Consider the following 4,388-nt stretch of genomic DNA (forward strand, 5'->3'; position numbering starts at 1 on the left):
CTGCATGGCTTCAAAATTCCATTATTTCAATTTACATTAGATCTAAAGAAATCTTTTATTAAAACATTAATTATTATTTCAGGAGGAGATTTCAATGCTGTTAAACATTTATTTTGACACTTTCAACTCTTATGCCTCCCTAGCCCCCCAACCAGAGAAGAATGAACATGTGCGCAACAATCGATTTTTCGTCTCTGCCAAAGAGTTTTGCAAGAGTATGCTGCAATTTTTTCGACCAAACCTGAAACAGCATCGCCATGGATCTTGTCGACCGCGTCAATGACAACTTTCAACGCATTAGTCCAACACTTTCAGTTTGATTTGGTATTATAATTATAACTCTATCCATCTCTATTCTCATATTCTTTTTATGATGTTTTAGCTATATCTTACAACAGCATTAATGCTAACTTGAAATTGTTTAGAAACTTTTGCAAATGTAAGCTTTTTTGAGGATTTAATGGATAAAATTTTTAGGCGAAAATCTATAAAACAGACCACAATCAAAATACCAGGAACAAATGATTGTGACGAAATGGGGAATTACAGAGTAGATGAAGTTCTTCAGAGTAAAGATAAACGCTAGATGCAAAAATGCCACTATTAAAAAAAGATAATAAACCTTTTGCTAATTAGAGTTGCAAATGGGATACTCTGATGAGGCAGCAATTTCTTTCTTTTTTGATTAAAAAGTTGCCATTTGTTCTGGAGCTTAAGCCTAAACACGCTAGCTGTAATTTGTTTTAGAATCTTTTTTTAAAAAGTCTTGTTTTTTTCTCAAAGTGGCTGCATAATCTCGGAAAGACGTGCTTTGTTAACTTTAGATTTTGAAGATTCTACCTATCATATTCTTTTTAGGGCTGAGCTTTATCCAAGAAGCCTGGTCTGCAGATTCTGCAAACCTTTCCTCTTCATCAGGGCATGAGAAGGAAATTCTTAAGGGTTTGGATTCTGAAAAATCGACAGAAAATCATTCAAAGAATCATCAAAATGATAAAAGTAGTGGTGTGCAAGAGATCTATCCTGAAAGTAGCTTTCCTTCTGTTCCACCGAAAGTAGAGTCTGAAGAAGGAGAGGATCTTCAAGGAAATAGTGTAGTTCCTGAAGCATTAGAGTCTTTTCATCCGTCCAAGCCTGACGAAAAGGTTCAAGATCTTCAAGGGACTTTTATTGATTTAGACAAAGCTTCAAGAGAATCTCTTAAAGAAAAGAAGATTATAAAAGAAGTGAAGGTAGAAGGAATTCATCGCGTAGATCGTCAAGCGATTTTAGATCATCTTCCAGAGCATTCTTATTGTACTCAAGAAGATTTAGACGTTTTTGTAAAAAATCTTTTTAACAGTGGTTTATTTAAAGAGGTTTTTGTTTCTTTAGAAAAAGAAATATTTACCGTTAAGGTTCAGGAAAATCCTTCCATTGCGGAAGTTCGGTTTGAAGGAAATAGTCAAATTTCAAGATCTGATTTAAAGGAAGAAGCAACGTTACAGCCTAGAGATATTTTTTCTAAAGAATCTATTTCTAACGAAGTCAAGCGCATTACTCAAATATATAGTAACAAAGGATATTATGCAGTAAAAGTCAGTTCTTTTATTCAATGTTTAAAGCAAAATCGTGTAAACGTGATATTTAAAATTAAAGAAGGGAATCAGAGTTATAATAAGCAAATTCGTTTTTTGATAGATTCTAGATCTCCAGCATTTAGTGATCGTGCTTTAAAAAACGTTATTACCAGTTTGGAGAGTCGGTGGTGGCGTATTTTAGGAGACCCTGCAGAATGTTATGATAAAGCTCGCGTTGAGTACGATTGTGATTTGCTTCGTAAGCACTATTATAGAAATGGGTATCTTGACGCCAAGGTTACAGCACACACTCAGTTAGCAAAAAACAGAGAGCATTTTTATATTACTTTTTGTATTCATGAAGGTCATCGATACTGTATTTCCGGTGTGAAAATTAAAAGTGAAATTAAGGATTTAGATTTAAAAGGATTAGAGACGCACATTACCCTAGGCAAAGGGGATATTTTTGACGCGGAAATGCCAGAAAGAGTATCCGTTCGCATGGCACAAGAGCTTGAGAACAGGGGATTACCTTTTGTAGAGGTGCGTCCTGTTATTGATAAAGATGAACAGAAAAGAGAGATAGCTTTATGTTTTTTGGCTCGAAAAGCCCCGGTGCTTTATGTTGGAAAAATTTTTATGAAGGGAAATTATGCAACTAACGACGAAGTTTTTCGACGTGTTTTAAAGTTTTCTGAAGGAGATCCTTTAAGTATAAATAAAATTAATAACTCTAAAGAACTTTTAGAAAATATGGATTTTTTTGAATCCGTGGAAGTAAAACCCGTTTACACCGATCATCCTAACATTCAAAATATTGTCGTTGAGGTTAAAGAAAAAGGGACAGGAGATGTAAAATTTTCTGGTGGATACAGTACGCAAGATGGAATAATTGGGCAAATTGGGTTAGAAGAGCGTAATCTGTTAGGACGTGCGCTATACGGAAACCTGAACTGTATGGTTGCTCAGCACGGTATGGATTTTCGTGTTGGTGTGGCAAATCCTTTTTGTTTTGGTCGTAATTTGACGTTAGGGGGGGCGGTATTCTACAATCGTTTTCGTAGCACGACAAAAGGAAATTTTTCAGGTCAAGGAGCCTATAAGCAAAGCGCGGGAGGAGGGGATATTTATGCACGTTATCCTTTGTCTTCAAAACTTTCTCAGTCATGGGGGTACAGCATGCATGCAGACCACATTAGCCATTTTTCTCCTTATATGTCTCCATATATTCTTGAAAATATGTGGGGGAGATACAATGTATTGAACGCTTCTTTGGAACATAAATTGGATTATGCAAGAGCAAATGTTGAAAACGGAGAATATGTTAGCGGGACCGGAATTCAATGGAGTACGGTACTTCACGGTGTAGGAGGGGAAATTAAGTGTCTTAAAAACATAGTTATGGCTAGTCATTACATTCCCCTTAATGATGAAAGAACGTTTTTGCTAAAGTTTGAAGTGCAAGGTGGTTTTGTTAACAAAATGGGATATATGCGTTTCTCGGATCAATTTACTTTAGGCTTGTTTTCATTTCCAGGATTTCGTTTTTCTGGATTAGGTCCAAGGGATGAGCGTACAGGAGATGCATTATTTGCAAGGTGTTATTACACTGCTTCGGTAAAGCTTTATTGGGCGTTAGATTTTTTGGGTATTCCTAAGGAAACTCCATTACGAGCCGTGGCGTTTGCTTACACAGGATCTTTGTGGGATTCGATTTTTGGGAAACGAGATAATTGTGCGTACATTTTGAGTCAAGGATTTCAAAATCGCGCTTCTTATGGTGTTGGTTTGATGTGGATGTTACCCATGGTGGGAAATATAGGTTTCTTGTTTGCAAAGCCTTTTCAGCTTCAAAGGTGGGATCAAACGCAGACTTTTTTGTTTATGTGGGGACAGTCGTTTTAAGACAAAAGAATTTCTGCGTGTTTCGTGAATGTGATAAATCCAAAGATGTGTAAATAGGTAAGCAGTTCTACAAAGTCCAACACGAAAAATAGATAAATCTAAAAGCTTTCTATAAGAAGTTGTAACAAGTATATGCGTAGTCTTTTTCTTGAGCAAAGTAATTTTTCGCACAAAAGCTTAAAAATTTTTCTATATTTAATAATTACTTTAGGTTTTGAGTAAAAGTTATCAGTATTTTGCGATGACCAAAAAACGTTAAGGGATGCAGCATATGCAATCATCATAAAATAACCAGATAAGTTCATAAAAGGAATGTTTTTGAAGAATGACTTAAAAGTTAGGCATAATAGGGTATGGAAAGCTTTGAAGCGAGCGTTGCTTATAAAAACTCGACACTTGATATAGTAATTCAGGTTGAATTAGGTGTAATTTTTTTGTTAAAATAAAAGAAAAATTACAAAGAGCTACAGCAACGATTTAAGACAAAGAGTAATAGAATATTTAGATGAGGGGAACGGGGATATTAAAGCATCGCAACTATAAATAAGTGGATCAGTGATAGGCAGGTGGCATAGAAAATTCAGACAAGAAGTCAGTTATTTTCCTAAGAAGCGTGATGGCTCAGAAAAAAAGATTGACTTAGAAAAGCTTGAAGAGTGCGTCAAAAAAAACAAGATATGACCTTGAAAAAGCCTCTCGAGAATTTGGGGTACAATCGGTTACTGGTTAAAAAGATTAGGCTAAGCTATAAAAAAAGACTTTTCGTACTTGGAACCAAGCCAAGAAAATCAAAGTAAAGAAAAACGAAGTCAGTATCAAAAATCGATCAAGATATAGCGTACCCAAGTCTTGTTATATAGTGATGAAAGCGGCATTGATATAACTATGTGCAAAAACAGAAGGGTGGGGCAGAAAAAGTGAAAA

Annotated in this window: 2 protein-coding genes; one reads left to right on the forward strand and one right to left on the reverse strand. The window is 35.5% G+C overall.

What is annotated here, in order from left to right; all coding sequences use genetic code 11:
• Positions 1 to 122: 122 nt before the first annotated feature.
• On the reverse strand, positions 123 to 293 hold the full coding sequence (locus HE1_RS08900; protein WP_162531237.1) for a hypothetical protein: 171 nt from the start codon (positions 291 to 293) through the stop codon (positions 123 to 125).
• 534 nt (positions 294 to 827) lie between these two features.
• Here HE1_RS08900 and bamA point away from each other — a divergent pair.
• Positions 828 to 3,464 (forward strand): outer membrane protein assembly factor BamA, encoded by a 2,637-nt coding sequence (gene bamA / locus HE1_RS03475; RefSeq protein ID WP_035544793.1) that lies wholly within the window; start codon positions 828 to 830, stop codon positions 3,462 to 3,464.
• The last annotated feature ends 924 nt before the right edge of the window (positions 3,465 to 4,388 follow it).

The sequence above is a fragment of the Holospora elegans E1 genome (genome assembly GCF_000648275.1).
Taxonomy (GTDB): Bacteria; Pseudomonadota; Alphaproteobacteria; order Holosporales; family Holosporaceae; genus Holospora; species Holospora undulata_A.